The sequence below is a fragment of the Stenotrophomonas sp. Steno-Z10-BAI genome (assembly GCF_056393115.1).
In genome coordinates, this window is sequence record NZ_JBWJOZ010000003.1 from 1 (window position 1) to 18,262 (window position 18,262).

The following is an 18,262-nucleotide window of genomic DNA, read 5'->3' on the forward strand; positions in this document are numbered from 1 at the left end:
AAGTAACGCTGTGTCCACGGTCAAAATGGTGCCAAATACGACAATAGCTAGTTACTATCGCAAGTCGACCCGTCAATAGACGGGCTAATGACTAAAGAGATAGGAACAGGGATGAACTATTGGTGGGTTAACCAGAATAAGACCTTCAAGATCGCGCTGAACGGTGGCTACTTGTGGTCACCTAAGCAGCGGAGCGACGGCGGCCGGAGTGAGTTCTACGACAACATGACGAAGGTCCAGCCAGGTGACATCGTCTTTTCGTTCGTGGACACCTACATCCAAGCACTGGCGGTTGTCGTGGAGCCGCATAAGAGCCGAGATAAGCCCGCGGAGTTCAAGACGGCGGATCCCAATTGGACGGAGAAGGGCTGGTACGTCAAGGTTGATTACACCTTGCTGGAGAACAAGGTCCGACCTCGTGATCGCATGGATCTCTTGGCCCCCCTGCTGCCAGACAAGTACTCACCCCTCCAGCCCAACGGAGACGCGAACCAGGTGTACCTGGCTCATATCTCTCCTTCGTTGGCTAAAGCGCTCCTTTCACTTATCGGTGAAGAAGGTGAGGAGAAGCTCGCCGAGGCAGCAGCGGCCATGATTTGTCAGGACAAGAATCTGACGGTCACGGAGAAGGAGCAGCTGATCAAGGCCCGTAGGGGACAAGGTCTATTTCGCCGCCGTGTGAGCGCCACCGAGGTTCGTTGCCGTGTCACCGGTATAGACGATGAGCGATTTCTGACAGCGAGCCACATCAGGCCTTGGTCGAAGAGCGACAATGAGGCGCGGCTTGACGGCAACAACGGGCTGATGCTCTCGCCTCACATTGATCGACTGTTCGACAAGGGATATATCTCCTTCGACGATCTTGGTGACCTTTGATTAGCGCTCAGCTGCCTGCGGAGGTCAAATCCAAGTGGGATCTGGGTCAGGTCGCGGTTACGAAGCCTCTGTCCGAGCAGCAACGGCTCTATATGGCCTATCACCGAAGCGAGATCCTACGGAAGTAATCGGCCGCTGATAGGAATTGCCAGGGCTGCAGATTTGAGACGGAGGGAGGGCTGCGAAGCGGCCCTCTGCTAGGCCGCTGTCGATCTCTACGTCAACGGCGGTTGCAGCCAAGCGTCATGGTTCTTCCGTGCTGCCAACGTAGCCATTCCCATCATCAGCGCTAAGCCGCAGCCGAGCATGCCGGCCGTGAGGGAGATCGGTATGCCCTTTATCAGCGCCCAGAGTGCGATAACGGAAGCAGGGGCAACTCCCAACATCCCAAAAGACAGCCACGCCTTTCGCGTGCTCGCGTCGGTTCGCATCACGGCGGCCGTCTTCGCGGCAGTGATGCGTGCATCCAAGCCCTTCAGCTCCGCAGCTCGGTACTGACCCTCTGCGCTTAGTCGGCCTAGAACGACTGGATGGGCGCAAAAATGATGAATGGTGTAGCGATGCGTGCCACAGCTGCCGCCATTTGCCGGCTCGCTGCCGGTGGTGGTGTAGTACTTCATGAGCGCTAAACCACTGGCACCTAGTGCTTTTGCATGCAGCAGTGCCTCCAAGCGCGCCGCATCAGGTGACTCGCGACTGCTGCTGTGTACCGTCCAAAGCGACGACTCCAGCGTTTCCCAATCTTGGAACGTGGGGCCACGGGAATGCAGGATTTCATTAGGGGTAGTCCACCGGTCAGCTTCCACCACCTCCAACGTGCGGATGGCCATCGCGCGGTAGCCCTTAGGAGATGCGGCTTCATCGAATCTTACCCGCAGGCCCTCTATGGGTGCCTGCGTTCCGACGAACTGGGATTGATGTGCGAAGTAGTCGCGGCCGTCGTCGCCGCGAATAAAGCCATAGCCCTTGCTGGGCAGAAAGCTGCGGAGGGTACCTTCCATGGTGGCGTGCCTGACTCGTGTTGTGTCGCAGCCATATCGGCCGGTACCGCGCTGGCTTGAGCCGTGTGCACAGATCTGCCTGAGTGACGGCGAGGTCTAAACCGTGCGGTGTCCACGCAACAGCAGACAGCTGGCACAGCACTCGCTCGCCGGTATCCGCCGCAGTGCAGCGCTCAACGCTTTGCGCGATGCCGGGTGCGCACCGAATCCATGCAGTAGCAAGGTGACGGCCAGCCCACAGCAGGATACCCCGGACTGGCTGGGCCCTGCGCCCGCATCAGTGTCCGGCGTGATCTCACGACAGTCCATGTACCGGTTCCCAGTGTCGACGATGCCCCATGACAACTATCGTCCTGGGGTTTCGCAGATCCTGAGATAGTGTCCTCTGATTCCTCCCTCTGACCCCTGAATGCTCCGGCCGGCACCAGTCAGCCCCGTGCACGCCACGTCAGCAACACCGCGCTTTCTTTCACGGCTCACCCAACCCCCTCTCCCTAGGATCGAACATTCCTTCCCCATCGCTCCAAGGAGTTCCCATGGCTGCTTCCCGCGTTCGTCTGCACGTTGAAGATTCCGGTGGTACCGGCCGCCCGGTGGTGCTGATCCATGGCTGGCCGCTGTCGGCCGAATCGTGGAAGGCCCAGGTCCCCGCGCTGCGCGAGGCGGGGTACCGCGTGGTGGCTTACGACCGCCGTGGTTTCGGGCGCTCGGACAAGCCGTCCGATGGTTACGAGTACGACACGCTCGCCGATGATCTGGCCGGTGTGATCGAGGATCTGGATCTGAAGGACGCCACCCTGGTCGGCTTCTCCATGGGCGGTGGTGAAGTGGCGCGCTATGTCGCCAAGCACGGCGAATCGCGCCTGCACAGCGTGGTGTTCGCCTCGGCGGTGCCGCCCTACATGCTCAAGACCAGCGACAACCCCGAGGGCCCGCTGACCCAGGAAAAGGCCGATGAGATGCGCGAAGGCCTGGAGAAGGACCGCGACACCTTCTTCGATGGCTTTACCAAGGATTTCTTCAGTGCCAACGGCGAGCTCAAGGTCAGCGAAGAAAAACGCCAGGCCGCGATCAAGCTGTGCCAGCAGTCCGACCAGACCGCCGCGCTGGGCTGCATGAAGGCGTACGGCACGACCGACTTCCGCGGCGACCTCAAGAAGGTCACGGTGCCGACCCTGGTGCTGCACGGCGACAGCGATGGCACGGTCCCGTTCGAGGGCTCGGGCAAGCGCACCCATGCGGCCATCGCGGGCAGTGAAGTGGTGGTCCTGAAGGACGCGCCGCACGGCTGCAATGCCAGCCATGCCGATGCGTTCAACAAGGCACTGTTGGACTTCCTGAAGAAGTAAGTCGCAGGTCGCTCTCCGCCCTGCGCACCCGGCACGTTGAGATCACGTGTCGGGCGTTCTTGTACGCTGTACCCGCTGAGCTGGAATCCAGCGCCCGCCCATACGAGATCGTCCATGCGCCAGTCCCAGACACCGCCCTGGAAGAAGCCCAGTCCCAATGGGAAGAAGAAGTCGCAGCCGCTCTCCGAGGCGCAGAAGAGCGCGGCCCGTCAGCGCGCCGAGGAAAACGGGCGGCGCTATCCTAATCTGGTCGACAACATGTGGGCGGCTAAACTGCCACGCGGCAGTTGATCGCTCGCGCTTCTATGCTTTCTCGTTGTGGCACAGCTGACTAATAGGCGACAACCCGTCCACGGTCGGTGGCGCATCCCCAAGGTATACATCCGACTGTCTCTGTGGGGACAGTAGTGGGTACATGTACGATGCAATTCACCCAAGGTGCGAAGCTTCCGGTTGTACCTGCCGAGTAGTATCGAGATACTCTGTAGACACAACGCCTGTTGTCGACGCCAATCAGGGCCTCCGCGTTGCCGGCGCGGGTTGTGCGAAAACGAACGCTACCGTGAGCGCGGAAGTTCTCACTCACTCCCACGTTGCCAGACGGCGCGTAGGCGAACACGTAGTCCGCTGAGCGGTCGTCATGCAAAAGCGTTCCTTCTGACGATGATGTCGACTCTGGATCCTGCTCCAGTCGGGGCACGGGGAGATCTTCGTCGTCGTCTTGTTCGCATGACCAACCTCCGATTGCATCGGGGCCGCTTAAAATGCCTTCGCCTTGGCCCGCTGTCATTCCATCCTGCTCACATAGTGCGTGGTGGTACAACTGGGTCGCGATTGATTGCTCTGAGAAAAAATAGGAAAAGGAGCCATCTGGATTGGGTCGAAGCTTCTGCTCCACAGGGAGTAAACCGCCGTCCAGATCAGACCATTGTGCGGTGCGCACGATGCGCTTGGTGCCGTCGCGCTCTTGGGTGTGTTCATCACGATAGGCAGCGGGCGGGGGCGTGACCGGCATGGTGACTGCTGCGGAAAGTAGAAGAATAAACATGGGCATCGGCGTTCTCTGGTGAACGAGCTCAGCTCGGTCAGATCATGCTGCCCACTATCATTTTCTTGAACTGTGCGCTGCTCTACGCATTAGACAGACGTAACGCACTAAGACCTATCTATTGTTTCTGTTGTAAAGATAATCCCAATCTGCTCGACAACATGTGGGCGGCCAAACTGCCACGCGGCAGTTAATCAGCACCCTGCTCAGCGCTTGACCGCGAGCACCCCATCCATCGCCAGCTCGGCCTTGAAGCCTGCTTTTTCCAGCCGCTTGGCGACCTCGCGCGGTACATCGCGGCCGCTGGTCAGCTTGTTCGGCGCACCGGTGTAGTGGAACATCCGGCCGCCCTTGCGGATGACGCGTGCGAGCTCGTCATAGAACACCTGTGAATACAGCTCACCGGCGATGCCGAAGCGCGGCGGATCGTGCAGGATCGCATCGACCGAGGCAGTCTCCAGCCCTTCAATCTCCTGCGACACGTCACCTTGGCTCAGCGCCAGCCGACCCCCGCTGCTTTCCGCGTCCGGATCCGGCGACCACGGGTTGAGCGTGCGCAGCCACAGCACGTCCGGATTCTTCTCGAACGAGCGGATACGGGTCACCCCACCTTCCAGGCAACACGCGGCGAAGTAGCCCAGGCCGCCACAGGTATCCAGAACGGTTTTGCCGGCCGGCGCGATCAGCGCGACCTTGCGGCGGGCATCCTCGAACGGGGAGACCTGCGCGCTGGGCAGCATCTTGATGCCGTCGATCTCGAACGTCGGCGCGTCCCAGTCGGTCGGCACCAGCTTGATCAACGCCGAGCCGAAGCGCGAGATGGCCAGGAACTCCTCGCCATCCCAGTAGTACAGGGTGCGGTCCTTGGTCTTGCCGGGATAGGCATAGGTCTCCCCCTTCCACTGCCAGTGGTCGGCCGCCAGCGTGGCGGTGCCGGTGGAGCGGCCGAGGTCGAGCGAGCCGGTCCATTCCCCGGTGCCGGCATCGCGGGCGCGGGTCAGGCTCTCGGCGAGCGGGCGGGTCAGCAGGGGGCCGGTGTAGTGGGGCACGGGATCTAAGTCCGCGGCGCGAGCGCCAGACGGTATGGCAGTCAGGGGTGGGCATCGTACCTGAGAAGCCGCTGGCCGGCCGTCATGGGGCCCCGAGCTGCGGGGATTCCGACCCACGTGTGGGCGGGTATCCGAGGCGCCGGCGGGGAGTGCGCTGATCGAACTGCGCAGGGACGCTTCGGATACTTGGGTCATGTCCTACGACCACATCCTCTGGCCGACCGGTACCACCTATTTCTTCAGCGCGCACCTGCGCGATCGCAGCAGCAGCCTGCTGGTGGAACAGGCGCAGATCCTGCGGCTGGCGTTCCGGGTGGCGCAGCAGGCGCGGCCGTTCCGGATCAACGCGATCGTGGTGCTGCCAGACCATCTGCACGGCGTGTGGACGCTGCCGGAGGGCGACGAGGAGGGCCATCGCCGCTGGGCGCAGATCCAGGCGATCTTCGACCGCCAGCTGCCGATGACTGATCCACGGCTGCAGCTCCGGCGTGATCGCAGCCTGCGGCCGCTTTGGCACAACGCCTTTCGCGAGCATCGGATCGTAGATGCCGAGGACCTGCAGCGGCATGTGGCGTATGTGCATCACAACCCGGTCAAGCACGGGCATGTGCGTGACGCGACGCAATGGCCGTACAGCTCGATCCATCGCGGCCGCCGCGAGTCGGAAGAGCCATGTTGAAGTACGGGGATGGGATCCCCGCCTGCGTGGGGTTGCGGGTGGGGCGATGCAGGGGATGGGTGTTGCGGGCCGGGCCACCGGTGCGGGCGGTCGGTCGGTCGCCGCCGGTATCAGTGGCTCGGTGGGAGGGGGAAACAGGCATTGGCCATCAGGGGCACTTCACCGGAAAGACCGGCCCGGCGCCGATCAGGACCAGTGCCATGTAGTCGCTGTCCTTTGCTTTGCCTTTGAGTGTGGCGCCCGGGTTGAACTTGAAGATGCCGAAGCCGCCACCGGGGCGCACCAGGGCCTTATTGATCTGGTCGGCTTCGTCGCGGAAGAACTGGGCGATCTCGGCACGGCTGGATTCCTGCAGCGGCGTGGCGTCGCGCTGCCATTGCTCATCGCGGTTGAAGGACACGTAGTACTGGCCCTGCTGCTGCTCGATACGGAACTCCGCGGGCTTGCGCGCGTGGGTGGCATAGCAGCCGAGCATTGGATCGGAGGAGAACACGCCGGCGCTGTTGTCGTTGCCGCAACCGGTCAGCAAGAGCGGGGACAGGAGGAGCAGGCTGGAGAACAAGCTGGGCAACAAGCGCATGGCGGTTCCTGTCGGCGGATGTTGACGGCATTGTCCAACACGGCATGAAAAGATCCCGTCTGTGTGTACCGCGGGCGATGGTGTACGGTGATGCGATTCTCAGGAGACACCCCGTGCTGCCCGATTCTCCGCAAGCGCCGCGCTCACCGTCGACGGTGCCGATCTCGGCCCAGCGACTGCCGCTGCTCGGCCTGGTCAGCTTCCTCGGCCTCCCCGTCGGTGCCGCCGCCGCCCACATCGCCACCGCTGCCAACCACGGGGTCACCGCGGGGGCCAGCACCACAGGCGTCTCCATCGGCGTACTCGCCTCGGCCGCCGTGGGTCTGATCGCCACGGTGGGCTCGCGCGTCCGTCAGGAGCGCTGGCCGTGGCTGGGCATCATCGGCGCGGTGCTCAGTGCTGCGCCGCTGGTGCTGTTCCTGGTCGGGATGATGTTCAAGCACTGAGGCAGCCAGTGAGGCACGGCTGCCGACGTGGCCACTCCGTGCGGTGGTGCGTCGATCAAGCAGGCAGCGCTGCGTCCAGGCGGTGTACTTCCACGGTCACGTGCACCAGCTCTTCATGCACAGACAGCGCCTCACGGATCTGATCGGCACTGAGCGGATCGGCGCTCACCAGGCTGGCCACGACCGCGTACTTGCCGCGGCCTACCTGCCAGACGTGCAGGTCGGACAGCTGCGCCGACCACGGCCCCTGTTCGATCACCTCGCGTACCTCCGCCACCACCGGCGCGTCCATCTGCGCATCCAGCAACACGCGGCTGGTGTCGCGCAGCAGGCCGATCGCCCAGACGGTGACCAGTACTGCGCCCACCAGGCCCATCACCGGGTCCAGCCACGCTGCCCCCCAGACCTTGCCGCCGATCAGGGCGGCGATCGCGAGCACCGAGGTGGCGGCGTCGGCGATGACGTGCAGGTAGGCCGAGCGCAGGTTGAGGTCCTGTGTGCCATGGGCGCCATGACCGTGGTCGTGGTGGTCTGCGTGACCGCCGTGACCGCTCTGCTCATGCGCGTGGTGGTGCCCATGCCCATGGTGTTGGCCATGCGGGTGATGCCCGTGGTCATGGTTGTCGCGCAGCCACCATGCGCACAGCAGATTGACCGCCAGCCCGACCACCGCGATCGCAATGGCCTCGTTGTAGTGGATGGCACTGGGCACGAACAGCCGCTGCCCGGACTGCACGGCCATCAGCAGCGCGACGCCGAGCAGGGCAATGGCACTGGTGTAACCCGCCAGGATCTCGACCTTCCAGGTGCCGAAGGTGAAGCGATGGTCGTGTGCATGGCGGCGTGCGAAACCGTACGCGAACACAGACAGCCCCAGCGCCAGTGCGTGCGAGCTCATGTGCCAGCCGTCGGCGAGCACGGCCATGGAGTTGAACCACCACCCGCCGATGATCTCCACGATCATCATCGCCGTGGTCAGCCAGAGCGCGCGCTGCGTGCTGCGCTCGGCCAGGGGATTGCCACCGTCGAAGCGATGGGTGTGGCGGCGGGCGTCGGCGGCAGCGTTGAGGATCATGGGGCAATCCAACCATTGGACTATACCCCCATAGGGTATATGCTCCGGCCCCATGTCGCACGTTCAACACCACCGCAGACCCTTGCTCGCCCGGGTCCGCCGCATGGCGGGCCAGGTCGCCGCACTCGAAGCCTCCCTGCAGTCGGCCGAGGCCGATTGCACCGATGTCCTGATGCAGGCCTCGGCCGTGCGCGGGGCGGCACACGCACTGTTGATGGCGCTGCTCGATGAGCACCTGCAGGAGCACGTGGTCGGCCCAGACGATCCGGTCGAGCGCGCGGCCGAGGCCCAGGTGCTGGTCAAGCTGCTGCGCGCCTACGGCAAGTAGGCGACGCAGCGCTCGCGCCGGCTCAGTGCCGGTGCCGCCGCCAGGCGTTCCACACGTGCGTGCTGGCTAACAGCAGGCTGCCGACCACGGTCATCGGGGTTTCGGCCTCGTGGCTCGGCCAGCCCATGGCGCCGGCCAGCAGCAACAGCAGCCCGACCAACGCGGCGGCCATCGCCAGCACGGGCAGACGGTGCTGGCGGTGCGCGCGCCACAGCGCGAAGCCGGTCACCGGCGCGGCAATCGCTACGAACAGGGCATGCACCCACTCGGCTTCGGCCCACACCCCCATCAGCGGGAGCATCGCCGCGAGCAGCGGCAGGGCCAGGCAGTGCAGCAGGCATAGGCCGGACAGCGCGATGGCGCCGGCATCCAACAGGGCAGAGGATCGCTTCATGGGGCGTGGGGGTCTTGGTCTGTGAATGTTATATAGTAACATTTCACTTCCCCTCCAGACCTGCTCCGCCATGACTGCCTCTGCTGCCCTTCATGATTCCCGTCTTCCGGTGACGGTGCTGTCCGGCTTCCTCGGTGCCGGCAAGACCACCCTGCTCAATCAGCTGCTGCGCAACCGCGAGGGCCGCCGGGTGGCGGTGATCGTCAACGACATGAGCGAGATCAATGTCGATGCGCAGCTGGTCCGCGATGGCGGCGCGGCGCTGAGCCGCACCGAGGAGACGCTGGTGGAGTTCAGCAACGGCTGCATCTGCTGCACGCTGCGCGATGACCTGCTGCACGAGGTGCGCAGGCTTGCGGCGGAGGGGCGCTATGACTACCTGCTGATCGAGTCGACCGGGATCGCCGAGCCGATGCCGGTCGCGGCGACCTTCTCGGTACGCGATGAGGATGGCTTCAGTCTGAGCGACATCGCGCGGCTGGATACGCTGGTGACGGTGGTCGATGGCGCGCAGTTTCTGCAGGATTTCGGCTCAAGCGACCGGCTGATCGACCGCGGCCAGCAGGCCGGTGAGGACGACGACCGTGGCGTGGTCAATCTGCTTGCCGAACAGATCGAGTTCGCCAACGTGATCGTGGTGAGCAAGTGCGATCTGATCGACGACGACACGCTGCAATCCACGCTGGCCGTGCTGCGCGCGATGAACCGCGATGCGCGGCTGGTGCTGTCCGAACACGGCAACGTGCCGCTGCACGAGGTGCTCGATACCGGCCGCTACGACTTCGTCAAAGCGCAGCTGGCACCGGGCTGGATGCAGGCGCTGCGTGGCCAGCACACGCCGGAGACCGAGGAATACGGCATCACCAGTTTCGTCTACCGCTCGCGCCGGCCGTTCCATCCGCAACGCTTTGCGCGCTTGCTGGAGACCGGGCTGGGCAGCGTGATCCGCAGCAAGGGCTTCTTCTGGCTGGCCAACCGCATGGACTCGGTGGGCGAGCTCTCCAGTGTCGGTGCGGCCACGCAGACCTCGGTCGCGGGGGTCTGGTACGCCTCGCGCGAGCGCATGGAGGCGGGCCTGGAAAACACCGTGCCCGAGCTGCCGCCCACGCGCGTGCCCTACACGGATATCGGCTGGGCACGCCAGCAGGCGTCGTGCTGGACCGCGCCGCTGCCCACCGTGGATCAGGTCGGCGATGCGGGCGAGTACCAGGCGATGCGCCGGCTGTGGCATCCCTGGTGGGGCGACCGCCGCCAGGAGCTCGCGGTGATCGGCGTTGCGATGGACGAACACGCGGTGCGTGCCGAGCTGGATGCCTGCCTGCTCAACGATGAGGAACTGCGCGCCGGGCCGCTGTTGTGGCAGTCGTTGCCGGATGCGTTCCCGGCGTGGGCGCGCGCATGAGCCGAACGCTTTACACCGGCGTCAGCTGCCACCCCTGACCAGATGCGCGCAGGGTATGGCTCAAGCCGACCGCCTCCAGTAGCGCGACATCATGCGACACGATCATCAACGTGCCGGTGTACTGGCTGAGCATCTGCTCCAGCGCGGTCAGCGAGGGCAGGTCGAGGTGATTGCCGGGTTCGACGAGCAGCAGCAATTGCGGCGGCGTCTGCGCGTACAGCACCGACGCCAGCGCCGCCTTCAGGCGTTCGCCACCACTGAGCGTGTCCAACGGCCGCAGGCTGCGCTCGGCATCCAGGCCGAGCAGGGCCAACTGCGTGCGCAGCGTGCCTTCGCTGGCCAACGGATGCGCGCGCTGCAGCAGTGACAGGGCCGAGGCGTCGCCGGGCAGCATCGTGAGCGACTGATCGAGCAGGGCGACGCTGGCCGCCACCTCGACGTGCCCCGACACCGGCGCCAACGTGCCGGCCAGCAGCCGCAGCAGCGTGGATTTGCCACTGCCGTTGCGGCCCTGCACGCCGATCCGCTGGCCGCGCTGCACCGTGAGGTCCAGCGTCATCCAAGGTGCCTGCACCCACGGTAGTTCGGCGGCGATGAGCTCGGCCACGCGCTGGGGCCCGGGCTGGTGGATCACCGGGGCGAGCAGGGCGATCTCGATGTCCTGTTCCACCTCGCCGGCAGCCTCGCGCACGCGCGCATCCAGTTCGGTGCGGCGCTCGTGCTGCTGTGTTTGCAAGCGGCCGGCGCTGTGCTCGCTGCGGTTCTTCATGCCACCGAGCAGGATCGGTGCCTGGTTGGCGGTGCGTGCATCGCGTGTGGCGCGCGCCTGCCGATGCGCCATCTTCTCGCGCTGATCGCGCAGCTCGGTCTGCTGCTGGCGGCGCTCGCGCTTGCGCAGGGCCAGTTGGGCATCCGCGCTGCGCCGCTGGTCCTGCTTCTGTTCGGTGTAGAGATCGTAGTTGCCGCCGTACTGGCGCAGCCCGCCGGGCGACAGTTCGACGGTGCGCGCCATGTGCCGCAGCAGCGTGCGGTCGTGGCTGATCACGATCAGGCCGCCGTGCCAGCGCTGCAGCGCCTCGATCAGGCGTGCGCGATGGGCGGCGTCAAGGTGGTTGCTGGGTTCATCCAGGATCAGGCCCTCGGCACCGGACAGGAACGCACCGGCCAGCGCGACCTGCATCGCCTGGCCACCACTGAGCGTGGCCGCCGGCCGCAGGGGATCCAGCGCGGGCAGCCCGAGCAGCTGCCATTGCGCCTGCAACTGCTCGCGGAGGTCCCAGCGCTTCCCCACACGGGTGAAGTCGTCCGGATCGACGCTGCCGGCTTCGATGCGGTGCAGGGCGTCGAGCACTGCGCCGACACCGGCCAGATCGGCGATACGGCCTGCGGGCACGCCGCTGTGCTGCGTGAGCAGGTGCACCGGCCCGCTGCGCACGATGCGGCCGGCCGTGGGCGTGAGATCGCCACTGAGCAGGTGCGCGAGCAGGCTTTTGCCCACGCCGTTGCGCCCGACCAGGCCGGTCGGGGTGCCGTCGAACGCGGCGGACAGTTCGGAAAACAGAACCCGGCCGTCGGGCAGGGTATGCGTCACGCGATCGAGCGTGAGAGCGAATGCGGTCATGCGACCTCCATTGGATGCCAAAGACTCCCCTCCTGCGGAACAGGTGGGTGGAGACGGGCCGTCAGACGACGGCGGCATCAATGGCGCATGTAGGCCTACCTCGGCAACAAAGGCGGCTGACTGCCGCGCGGCCAGTATAAAACCGCCCGGCGGCAGGGCGATGAACGCCGCCTGCTCAGCAGCTGACGCCGGTCAGCCGGGCGCTGATGAAATCGATGAAGACCCGCAGCTTGGGCAGCACATGGCGGCCGGAGGGCCACAGCAGGTAGAAGGTGCCGCAGGCATGGATACGGTCGGCCATCACCCGCTGCAGGCGGCCGTCGGCCAGTGCCTCGCGCACCGAGTGCTCGGGGATGTAGGCGATGCCGCGCCCGGCCAGCGCGAAGGCCAGCCGCGCTTCGATCGTATTGCTGACCATCGAGACCGGCAGTGCGAGCGGCGCGGCGCCCGGCGTCTGCGGCAGCGGCCACGGCTCCAGCTTGCCGCTGCTGGGGAAGCGGTAGTGCAGGCAGTCGTGGTGCAACAGATCCTCAGGCGCGCATGGGGTGCCGCGGCGGGCCAGGTAATCCGGGGAGGCGACCAGATAGCGCGGAAACACGCCGAGCTGTCGGGCGCTCAGGCGCGAGTCGGTCGGCTCGCTGACCCGCAGCACGGCGTCGAAGCCTTCCTCGATCACATCCACCAGCCGGTCATCGAAATCCAGCTCCAGGCGGATGCCGGGATACGCGGCCATGAACTCGGTGAGCAGCGGCAGCGAGATGTCGCCGACCAGCGGCAGACTGACCCGCAGCACCCCCGTGGGCGCCTCGGTCTGCTGGACCAGCTCGTCACGGGCGGCGTCACGCTCATCGAGGATGCGCCGGCACCGGACCAGGAAGCGCTCGCCCTCGGCGGTGAGGGTGACGCTGCGGGTGCTGCGATGAAACAGCCGCACGCCGAGTGCCTGCTCCAGCCGCGACACCGTCTTGCCGGCCGCCGAGGCGGAGATGCCGAGCATGCGGCCGGTCTCGACGAAGCTGCGGGTGTCGGCGACCTGCACGAAGGTCTGCAGGTTGCCGAGATTGTCCAAGGCTGACATGGGCGGTTGCACGGGGGGGGAAGGGGGGAACTGTAGCGGTCGGCAGCGCTGGCGGGGCGGGAGGCGGGGGCATCGGCCCGCAACACTGCGGTGCGCCGGTGCTTGGTTCCGGCCGAAGACCTTGGCGGGAGGGCACTTCACCGATTGCGGCCTGGCCGGTCCGGAATGTGCGGAGCGCCAACCGGCTGTTTCCCTGGCGGCTCAACGCCTACCGTGGCGCTCCCCCTTCTGCTGGTGCCCCCATGTCCTCCCTACCAGAGCTCCGCGAGCCCACCTCCTTCGATGCGCTACCCACCCAGGCGCGCCCATGAGCGGGCACGCGGTCGGTTCCACCGCCATCCCCCAGCCCAACGCCGCCAGCCGGTTGCCGTTCGGCGGGCTGCTGGCGCTGGCCTGCGCGGGTTTCATCACCATCCTCACCGAGGCGCTTCCGGCCGGCCTGCTTTCGCCGATGAGCGCCGATCTCGGCGTCAGCCGCGCGCTGGTCGGCCAGCTGGTCACGATCTACGCGCTGGGCTCGCTGGTCGCCGCGCTGCCGATGACCGCGCTGACCCGGCGCTGGCCGCGCCGCCCGCTGCTGCTGACCGCGATCGCCGGCTTCGTGGTGGTCAACACCATCACCGCGATGACGCACCACTACGGCCTGATGCTGGTCGCGCGCTTCTGCGCGGGCATCAGCGCGGGCCTGCTGTGGTCGCTGGTGGCCGGTTATGCCAGCCGCATGGTGGTGCCGCAGCTGCAGGGCCGCGCGATCGCGGTGGCGATGGTCGGCACGCCGCTGGCACTGTCGTTGGGCATCCCCGCCGGCACGCTGCTCGGCCAGACCATCGGCTGGCGCTGGGCGTTCGGGTTGATGTCGCTGCTCAGCGTCGGCCTGCTGGTGTGGGCGCGGCTGGTGCTGCCGCCCTTGCCGGCCCCGGGCGCGGCGGCCCAACAGCCGCTGGGCAACGTACTGCGGCTGCGCGGCATGCGCACCGCGTTGCTGACGATGTTCCTGTACGTGCTGGCGCACAACGTGCTCTACACCTACATCGAACCGTTTGCGGCGCTGTCCGGCGCGGCGGCCTGGCTGGATCGCCTGCTGCTGGTGTTCGGCGTGGCCGCGCTGGTCGGCATCTGGATCACCGGGCTGCTGGTGGACCGCTGGCTGCGCGCGCTGGTGGTCGCCAGCACGGTAGCCTTTGCACTCTCGGCCGTGGCGTTCGGCCTGTGGCCGGGCTCGCCGTGGGTGCTGGTGATCGGCACGGTGGTCTGGGGAATCTCCTTCGGTGGCGTCCCCACGCTGTTCCAGACTGCCGTGGCGCGTCGTGCCGACGAGGCCGGGGACATCGCGCAGTCGTTCGTGGTGACGGGCTGGAATCTGGCCATCGCGCTGGCGGGCATCGTCGGCGGCGTGATGCTGGAAACCGTCGGTGAACGCTGGCTGCCCGCGGTCCTGCTGGTGCTGCTGCTGGCCACGTTGGTGGTGGTGCTGCGCCAGCCGCGTGCGTGGGCCCCGATCGCGCACTGAGCCCAGCCTCCGCACACGGCAAGGTGGGCCGCGATACCCGGCGCTATGCTGGGGCCGGGTATCGCGATGGGAGCAGCGGGTGCGCAAGGGATTCGTTCGATGGGGTGTGCTGGCACTGCTGTGCGTGGCCGGCAGTGCGCACGCAGCCGAGCCGGAGCGACGCATCGCGCTGACGATCGATGATCTGCCCTGGCAGCGTCTGGACGAACGCGCCGAGCCCGCGCTTGCCGCCCGTCATGCACAGTTGATCGCAGCCCTGAAGCGGGCCGACGTGCCGGTGGTGGGGTTCGTCAATGAGGTCAAACTCGAGGTGGATGGACAGGTGCAACCTGCGCGCGTGCAGATGCTGCGCGACTGGCGCGATGCCGGGTTCGAGCTGGGCAACCATACGTTCGGCCATGTCGATCTGCATGCGATCGGCTTGGCCGCGTATGAGCAGGACATCCTGCGCGGTGAAGCTACCCTGCGCCCACTGCTGGCCGAAACCGGGCAGGCACCGCGCTGGTTCCGGCATCCCTATCTGCGTGCCGGGCAATCCCCGGAAGAACGTGCTGCGCTGGGCGTGTTTCTGCAGCAGCACGGCTATCAGGTCGCGCCGGTGACGGTCGACAACAGCGAGTGGATCTGGGCGTTCGCCTACGATCACGTGCGCGATACCGAGAGCGATCCCATCGCGCGGGAGGCCCGCCTGCGCCAGCTGCGCCGTGGCTATGTGCCCTACATGCTCAACAAGCTGGACTACTACGAGCAGCAGGGGCAGCAGCTGCTGGGCCGGCTGCCTGCACAGGTGTGGTTGATCCACGCCAATGCGCTCAGCGCGGACTGTGTGGAAGAACTGGTCGCAGCCACGCGCCGGCGCGGCTATCGCTTCATCTCGCTGGAGGTGGCCCTGCAGGATCCGGCGTATCAGCATGCCGATGGCTACAACGGGGCCGGCGGCATCAGCTGGATCCAGCGCTGGGCGATGGCGGAGAACGCACCAAACGCCTTCTACGCAGGCGAGCCCCAGGTACCGGCGTGGGTGATGACGCTGGCCGGCCTGGAGGCGGAATAACGCAACGGCTCAGGCCGGCGTGTCGCTGTTGGGGTTCTGCATGTCCTCCGGTGCCTGCCCGTACTGCTGCTGACGCTGCTGGTGGAACGCGATGAACTCGGCCGGCGCCAGGGCCTTGGAGAACAGCCAGCCCTGCCCGAACTCCACCTGGCGCGCCTGCAGGTAGGCAAGCTGGGCCGGGGTTTCCACGCCCTCCGCCACGGTGAACAGCCCGAGGGTCTTGGCCATGTCGATGATGTGCGAGGTGACCGGGCTGGTGGCGCTGTCGGTCCCGATCGCATCAATGAACGACTTGTCGATCTTCAGCGCATCCAGCGGCAGTTGCTGGAGGTATTGCAGGCTGGAATAGCCGACACCGAAGTCGTCGATCGCCACGCAGTGCCCCATCCGCCGTGCATTGGCCAAGCTGGTGCGCGCCCGGCGGATATCGATGAAACCGCGCTCGGTCGCCTCCAGCCAGATCTGCTGGGGATGGATGCCTGTCCCGTGCAGCTTGGTGCTCAGCACCTTCAGTGCCCGTCCGCTGCTGACATCCTCGGCGGCCAGATTGATCGCGATGTGCGCGCTGCGGTCCTGCACCAGCAACGCGCGCATGTCCGCGATCACGTGGTCGATGACCTGGTCGGTCAGCGCCTCGATCAGCCCGGCCTCCTCGGCCAGCGGGATGAACAGATCCGGCCGCACCAGGCTGCCGTCGGGACGGCGCCAGCGCACCAGCGATTCGGCGCCCACGCAGATGCCGGTATCCAGCTCGATGATCGGCTGGTAGTGCATGAAGAACTCACGCCTGCGCACGGCGGTGGCCAGTTCGCCTCGCAGCGACAGCCGCCGCCGCGACAGCCACACCACGCCGCCGATCGCCGCCAGCGCGCCCAGCACCCCCAGCGGAATGAACTGCCCGATCTGGTGGCGGAATGCGGCAACCAGATCGGTGCGTGGGGCGGTGGCGATGGCCAGCCATTCCTGGTCCTGCGCGGTGGCATACAGCGTCTGCCCTTCGATACCGCTTGCCGGCTCGCGCAACAGCCGTTGCAGCAGGGCCTGGTCCTGGATATCCTGCTGGGCGATCAGCCGTCCGTCGGGGCTGGCGACGGCCAGCCGCACGTTGGGATCGACGATCACATCGATCAACCGCGCCGGATCCATCAGGATGTCGTAGTGGCCGTAACTCAGGGCCATCAAGGGCTGCTGCGGCGTGCCGGCGAGCGGACGGATGTCCAGCGTAATGCCGGCGCCCTCGGCGGTGACATAGGTCGGTGGGGGCTGCACGACCCCGGGGTCCATCGGCCCCCACGAGGTGCAGGCCAGCCGGCCGTTCTCGAAGTACCCGATCTGCTCGGCCGAGTGGGTGCGCATCACCAGTCCGCGCATCACCTGCAGGTGCTCGGGCGAGCAGGGCACCAGGGTGCTGCGGTTGAGTTCACGCAGGGTGTTCAACGCGCCCTCGTAGGCGCGGTGCGCGCGCTGCAGGGTGCGCTCGGCGGTGGTCTGCAGCCGCACCTGTTCGAACTCGCTGGCGCGGCTCCAGGTGAAATAGAACACCGTGGCGATCGGCACCAGGGCGCCAAGCAGGGCGAGCACTACAGTGACGGCAATGATCCTGACGCGGTTCAAGCAGACCTCGATGCCTAGTCGAAAAGGGGTTCCATGGCAGCCCGGCGGGCCAGGGGACTCACCGCCCCGAGCCGCTATATGACCATCAGTGCGCGGGGATTGAAACAATGCCGCGCGCCGGGACGGGCGGGATAGGAGGCGGGACGCTCCATTAGGGGTTGAATCCGTCACCCTTGGGCAGGTCGCCGGCGCTTGCCGGCATAGCGACCCGGTATTCACCTTCGGTTCGCGCCCCCGGCCGGATCATCGCGCCGCACCCTTCCGTGCCCCGATCCGAGCCCGATGAATCCGACCCTGCCTGCCGCGATGGCCCTGTTGTCGTTGCTGTTGCCTGGCCTGGCATCGGCGCGCACGGTCTATCGCTGCGTGCAGAGCAACACGGTCAGCCTGGCCACCGCACCGGAACCGGGCTCCAGATGCACGCCGCAGCAGATCGACGACAACGCCGTGCAGACCCCCAACCTGTGGGGCAACATGGGCGTCTTCAGCGGCACGCTGTATGAGCGTGAGCAGGACGGTGCGCTGGTCTACTCCACCCGCAACCTGCCCGGCTCGCGCGTGTTCCTGAAGTTCACCGTGGCCACGCCCCCGGGCGAGCCGGCGCACGAAGGCCTGGGCAAGGTCGGCACGCCGCAGTTGAACCGGCATGCCAAGCAGTTCAAGGCGGCCGCGAAGGCCACCGGCGTGGACGATGCCTGGCTGCGCGCGATCGCCCATGCCGAGAGCGGCTTCGATGCGGGCGCGATCTCGCCCAAGGGCGCCCAGGGCGTGATGCAGCTGATGCCCGATACCGCCACCGAATACGGCGTGGCCGATCCGCTCTCGGCCGAACAGTCGATCAGCGGTGGCGCGCGTTACATGAAGGCCTTGCTGCGCCGCTACAAGGGCGACCGCGTGCTGGCGGCCGCCGCGTACAACGCCGGCATCGGTGCGGTGACGCGCTACAAGGGCGTGCCGCCGTATGCGGAAACGCTGGCCTACGTGGAGAAGGTCAGTGCGCTGTACGTGCGCTACCGCGAAGCGATGGGGTTCAAGGTGGAAACGCCGGCGAAATAGCGCGGCGTTTCAGGGCGGAACGTCCGCGCTGGGCACGCGCTGTGCCGCACATCACTGGTTTCATGCGGTACGTCCTTCCATGGCGTCAGCCCGTATTGAAAC

The 18,262-nt window shown here is 66.2% G+C and carries 18 protein-coding genes; 10 read left to right on the forward strand and 8 right to left on the reverse strand.

Annotated features, from left to right (window positions below; translation table 11 throughout):
- Positions 1-111 precede the first annotated feature (111 nt).
- Positions 112-876 carry an HNH endonuclease gene (locus AC06E9_RS08870; RefSeq protein WP_478055930.1) on the forward strand — a complete coding sequence of 255 codons (765 nt, stop codon included), beginning with the start codon at positions 112-114 and terminating at the stop codon, positions 874-876.
- A 215-nt stretch (positions 877-1,091) separates the two neighbouring features.
- On the opposite strand, the gene AC06E9_RS08875 is transcribed toward AC06E9_RS08870, so the two are convergent.
- Entirely contained in the window at positions 1,092-1,877 is a 786-nt protein-coding gene (locus tag AC06E9_RS08875) for a cold-shock protein (protein WP_478055931.1), read from the reverse strand.
- Positions 1,878-2,413: 536 nt separating this feature from the next.
- Between AC06E9_RS08875 and AC06E9_RS08880 the strand changes: the two genes are divergently transcribed.
- Positions 2,414-3,226 carry an alpha/beta fold hydrolase gene (locus AC06E9_RS08880; RefSeq protein WP_478055932.1) on the forward strand — a complete coding sequence of 271 codons (813 nt, stop codon included), beginning with the start codon at positions 2,414-2,416 and terminating at the stop codon, positions 3,224-3,226.
- Between the two features lie 114 nt (positions 3,227-3,340).
- Positions 3,341-3,517 (forward strand): hypothetical protein, encoded by a 177-nt coding sequence (locus AC06E9_RS08885; RefSeq protein WP_183073794.1) that lies wholly within the window; start codon positions 3,341-3,343, stop codon positions 3,515-3,517.
- Between the two features lie 963 nt (positions 3,518-4,480).
- On the opposite strand, the gene AC06E9_RS08890 is transcribed toward AC06E9_RS08885, so the two are convergent.
- Complete coding sequence (locus AC06E9_RS08890) at positions 4,481-5,323, reverse strand: class I SAM-dependent methyltransferase (RefSeq protein ID WP_121042366.1); 843 nt, start codon at positions 5,321-5,323, stop codon at positions 4,481-4,483.
- Between the two features lie 193 nt (positions 5,324-5,516).
- Between AC06E9_RS08890 and AC06E9_RS08895 the strand changes: the two genes are divergently transcribed.
- Positions 5,517-6,002, forward strand: coding sequence for an REP-associated tyrosine transposase (locus AC06E9_RS08895; RefSeq protein WP_121042368.1), 486 nt, complete (start codon positions 5,517-5,519; stop codon positions 6,000-6,002).
- 148 nt (positions 6,003-6,150) lie between these two features.
- On the opposite strand, the gene AC06E9_RS08900 is transcribed toward AC06E9_RS08895, so the two are convergent.
- Positions 6,151-6,582, reverse strand: coding sequence for a hypothetical protein (locus AC06E9_RS08900; RefSeq protein ID WP_121042370.1), 432 nt, complete (start codon positions 6,580-6,582; stop codon positions 6,151-6,153).
- Between the two features lie 113 nt (positions 6,583-6,695).
- Here AC06E9_RS08900 and AC06E9_RS08905 point away from each other — a divergent pair, with 113 nt between their 5' ends.
- Positions 6,696-7,028, forward strand: a complete 333-nt coding sequence (locus AC06E9_RS08905) for a hypothetical protein (protein ID WP_226956649.1) — start codon at positions 6,696-6,698, stop codon at positions 7,026-7,028.
- A gap of 55 nt (positions 7,029-7,083) precedes the next feature.
- Here the strand turns inward: AC06E9_RS08905 and dmeF are convergent, their stop codons facing one another.
- Positions 7,084-8,103, reverse strand: coding sequence for a CDF family Co(II)/Ni(II) efflux transporter DmeF (dmeF, locus tag AC06E9_RS08910; protein WP_121042372.1), 1,020 nt, complete (start codon positions 8,101-8,103; stop codon positions 7,084-7,086).
- A 52-nt stretch (positions 8,104-8,155) separates the two neighbouring features.
- Between dmeF and AC06E9_RS08915 the strand changes: the two genes are divergently transcribed.
- Positions 8,156-8,431: a metal-sensing transcriptional repressor gene (locus AC06E9_RS08915; protein ID WP_121042374.1), complete on the forward strand. Its 276-nt coding sequence runs from the start codon at positions 8,156-8,158 to the stop codon at positions 8,429-8,431.
- A gap of 22 nt (positions 8,432-8,453) precedes the next feature.
- Here AC06E9_RS08915 and AC06E9_RS08920 read toward each other — a convergent pair whose 3' ends face one another.
- The gene (locus AC06E9_RS08920) at positions 8,454-8,825 is read right to left on the reverse strand and encodes a MerC domain-containing protein (protein WP_121042376.1); all 372 of its coding nucleotides are present in this window, start codon (positions 8,823-8,825) and stop codon (positions 8,454-8,456) included.
- Between the two features lie 70 nt (positions 8,826-8,895).
- On the opposite strand from AC06E9_RS08920, the gene AC06E9_RS08925 reads away from it, so the two are divergent.
- The gene (locus AC06E9_RS08925; RefSeq protein ID WP_478055933.1) at positions 8,896-10,227 is read left to right on the forward strand and encodes a GTP-binding protein; all 1,332 of its coding nucleotides are present in this window, start codon (positions 8,896-8,898) and stop codon (positions 10,225-10,227) included.
- Between the two features lie 10 nt (positions 10,228-10,237).
- Here the strand turns inward: AC06E9_RS08925 and AC06E9_RS08930 are convergent, their stop codons facing one another.
- Entirely contained in the window at positions 10,238-11,848 is a 1,611-nt protein-coding gene (locus AC06E9_RS08930; RefSeq protein WP_478055934.1) for an ABC-F family ATP-binding cassette domain-containing protein, read from the reverse strand.
- A gap of 175 nt (positions 11,849-12,023) precedes the next feature.
- Positions 12,024-12,926 (reverse strand): LysR family transcriptional regulator, encoded by a 903-nt coding sequence (locus tag AC06E9_RS08935; protein ID WP_121042383.1) that lies wholly within the window; start codon positions 12,924-12,926, stop codon positions 12,024-12,026.
- Between the two features lie 307 nt (positions 12,927-13,233).
- On the opposite strand from AC06E9_RS08935, the gene AC06E9_RS08940 reads away from it, so the two are divergent.
- Entirely contained in the window at positions 13,234-14,436 is a 1,203-nt protein-coding gene (locus tag AC06E9_RS08940) for an MFS transporter (RefSeq protein WP_282260189.1), read from the forward strand.
- A 79-nt stretch (positions 14,437-14,515) separates the two neighbouring features.
- Positions 14,516-15,490: a polysaccharide deacetylase family protein gene (locus AC06E9_RS08945; RefSeq protein ID WP_478055935.1), complete on the forward strand. Its 975-nt coding sequence runs from the start codon at positions 14,516-14,518 to the stop codon at positions 15,488-15,490.
- A 9-nt stretch (positions 15,491-15,499) separates the two neighbouring features.
- Here the strand turns inward: AC06E9_RS08945 and AC06E9_RS08950 are convergent, their stop codons facing one another.
- The gene (locus AC06E9_RS08950; RefSeq protein WP_478055936.1) at positions 15,500-17,104 is read right to left on the reverse strand and encodes an EAL domain-containing protein; all 1,605 of its coding nucleotides are present in this window, start codon (positions 17,102-17,104) and stop codon (positions 15,500-15,502) included.
- 282 nt (positions 17,105-17,386) lie between these two features.
- On the opposite strand from AC06E9_RS08950, the gene AC06E9_RS08955 reads away from it, so the two are divergent.
- A complete protein-coding gene (locus AC06E9_RS08955; protein WP_478055937.1) occupies positions 17,387-18,160 on the forward strand; it encodes a lytic transglycosylase domain-containing protein in 774 nt (257 codons plus the stop codon).
- The last annotated feature ends 102 nt before the right edge of the window (positions 18,161-18,262 follow it).

Excerpts from the sequence above, each read along its gene's own strand:
- AC06E9_RS08870 (WP_478055930.1), top strand. The coding sequence starts at position 112 with ATGAACTATTGGTGGGTTAACCAGAATAAGACCTTCAAGATCGCGCTG.
- AC06E9_RS08875 (WP_478055931.1), bottom strand. The coding sequence starts at position 1,877 with ATGGAAGGTACCCTCCGCAGCTTTCTGCCCAGCAAGGGCTATGGCTTT.
- AC06E9_RS08880 (WP_478055932.1), top strand. The coding sequence starts at position 2,414 with ATGGCTGCTTCCCGCGTTCGTCTGCACGTTGAAGATTCCGGTGGTACC.
- AC06E9_RS08885 (WP_183073794.1), top strand. The coding sequence starts at position 3,341 with ATGCGCCAGTCCCAGACACCGCCCTGGAAGAAGCCCAGTCCCAATGGG.
- AC06E9_RS08895 (WP_121042368.1), top strand. The coding sequence starts at position 5,517 with ATGTCCTACGACCACATCCTCTGGCCGACCGGTACCACCTATTTCTTC.
- AC06E9_RS08900 (WP_121042370.1), bottom strand. The coding sequence starts at position 6,582 with ATGCGCTTGTTGCCCAGCTTGTTCTCCAGCCTGCTCCTCCTGTCCCCG.
- dmeF (WP_121042372.1), bottom strand. The coding sequence starts at position 8,103 with ATGATCCTCAACGCTGCCGCCGACGCCCGCCGCCACACCCATCGCTTC.
- AC06E9_RS08915 (WP_121042374.1), top strand. The coding sequence starts at position 8,156 with ATGTCGCACGTTCAACACCACCGCAGACCCTTGCTCGCCCGGGTCCGC.
- AC06E9_RS08920 (WP_121042376.1), bottom strand. The coding sequence starts at position 8,825 with ATGAAGCGATCCTCTGCCCTGTTGGATGCCGGCGCCATCGCGCTGTCC.
- AC06E9_RS08925 (WP_478055933.1), top strand. The coding sequence starts at position 8,896 with ATGACTGCCTCTGCTGCCCTTCATGATTCCCGTCTTCCGGTGACGGTG.
- AC06E9_RS08930 (WP_478055934.1), bottom strand. The coding sequence starts at position 11,848 with ATGACCGCATTCGCTCTCACGCTCGATCGCGTGACGCATACCCTGCCC.
- AC06E9_RS08935 (WP_121042383.1), bottom strand. The coding sequence starts at position 12,926 with ATGTCAGCCTTGGACAATCTCGGCAACCTGCAGACCTTCGTGCAGGTC.
- AC06E9_RS08940 (WP_282260189.1), top strand. The coding sequence starts at position 13,234 with ATGAGCGGGCACGCGGTCGGTTCCACCGCCATCCCCCAGCCCAACGCC.
- AC06E9_RS08955 (WP_478055937.1), top strand. The coding sequence starts at position 17,387 with ATGAATCCGACCCTGCCTGCCGCGATGGCCCTGTTGTCGTTGCTGTTG.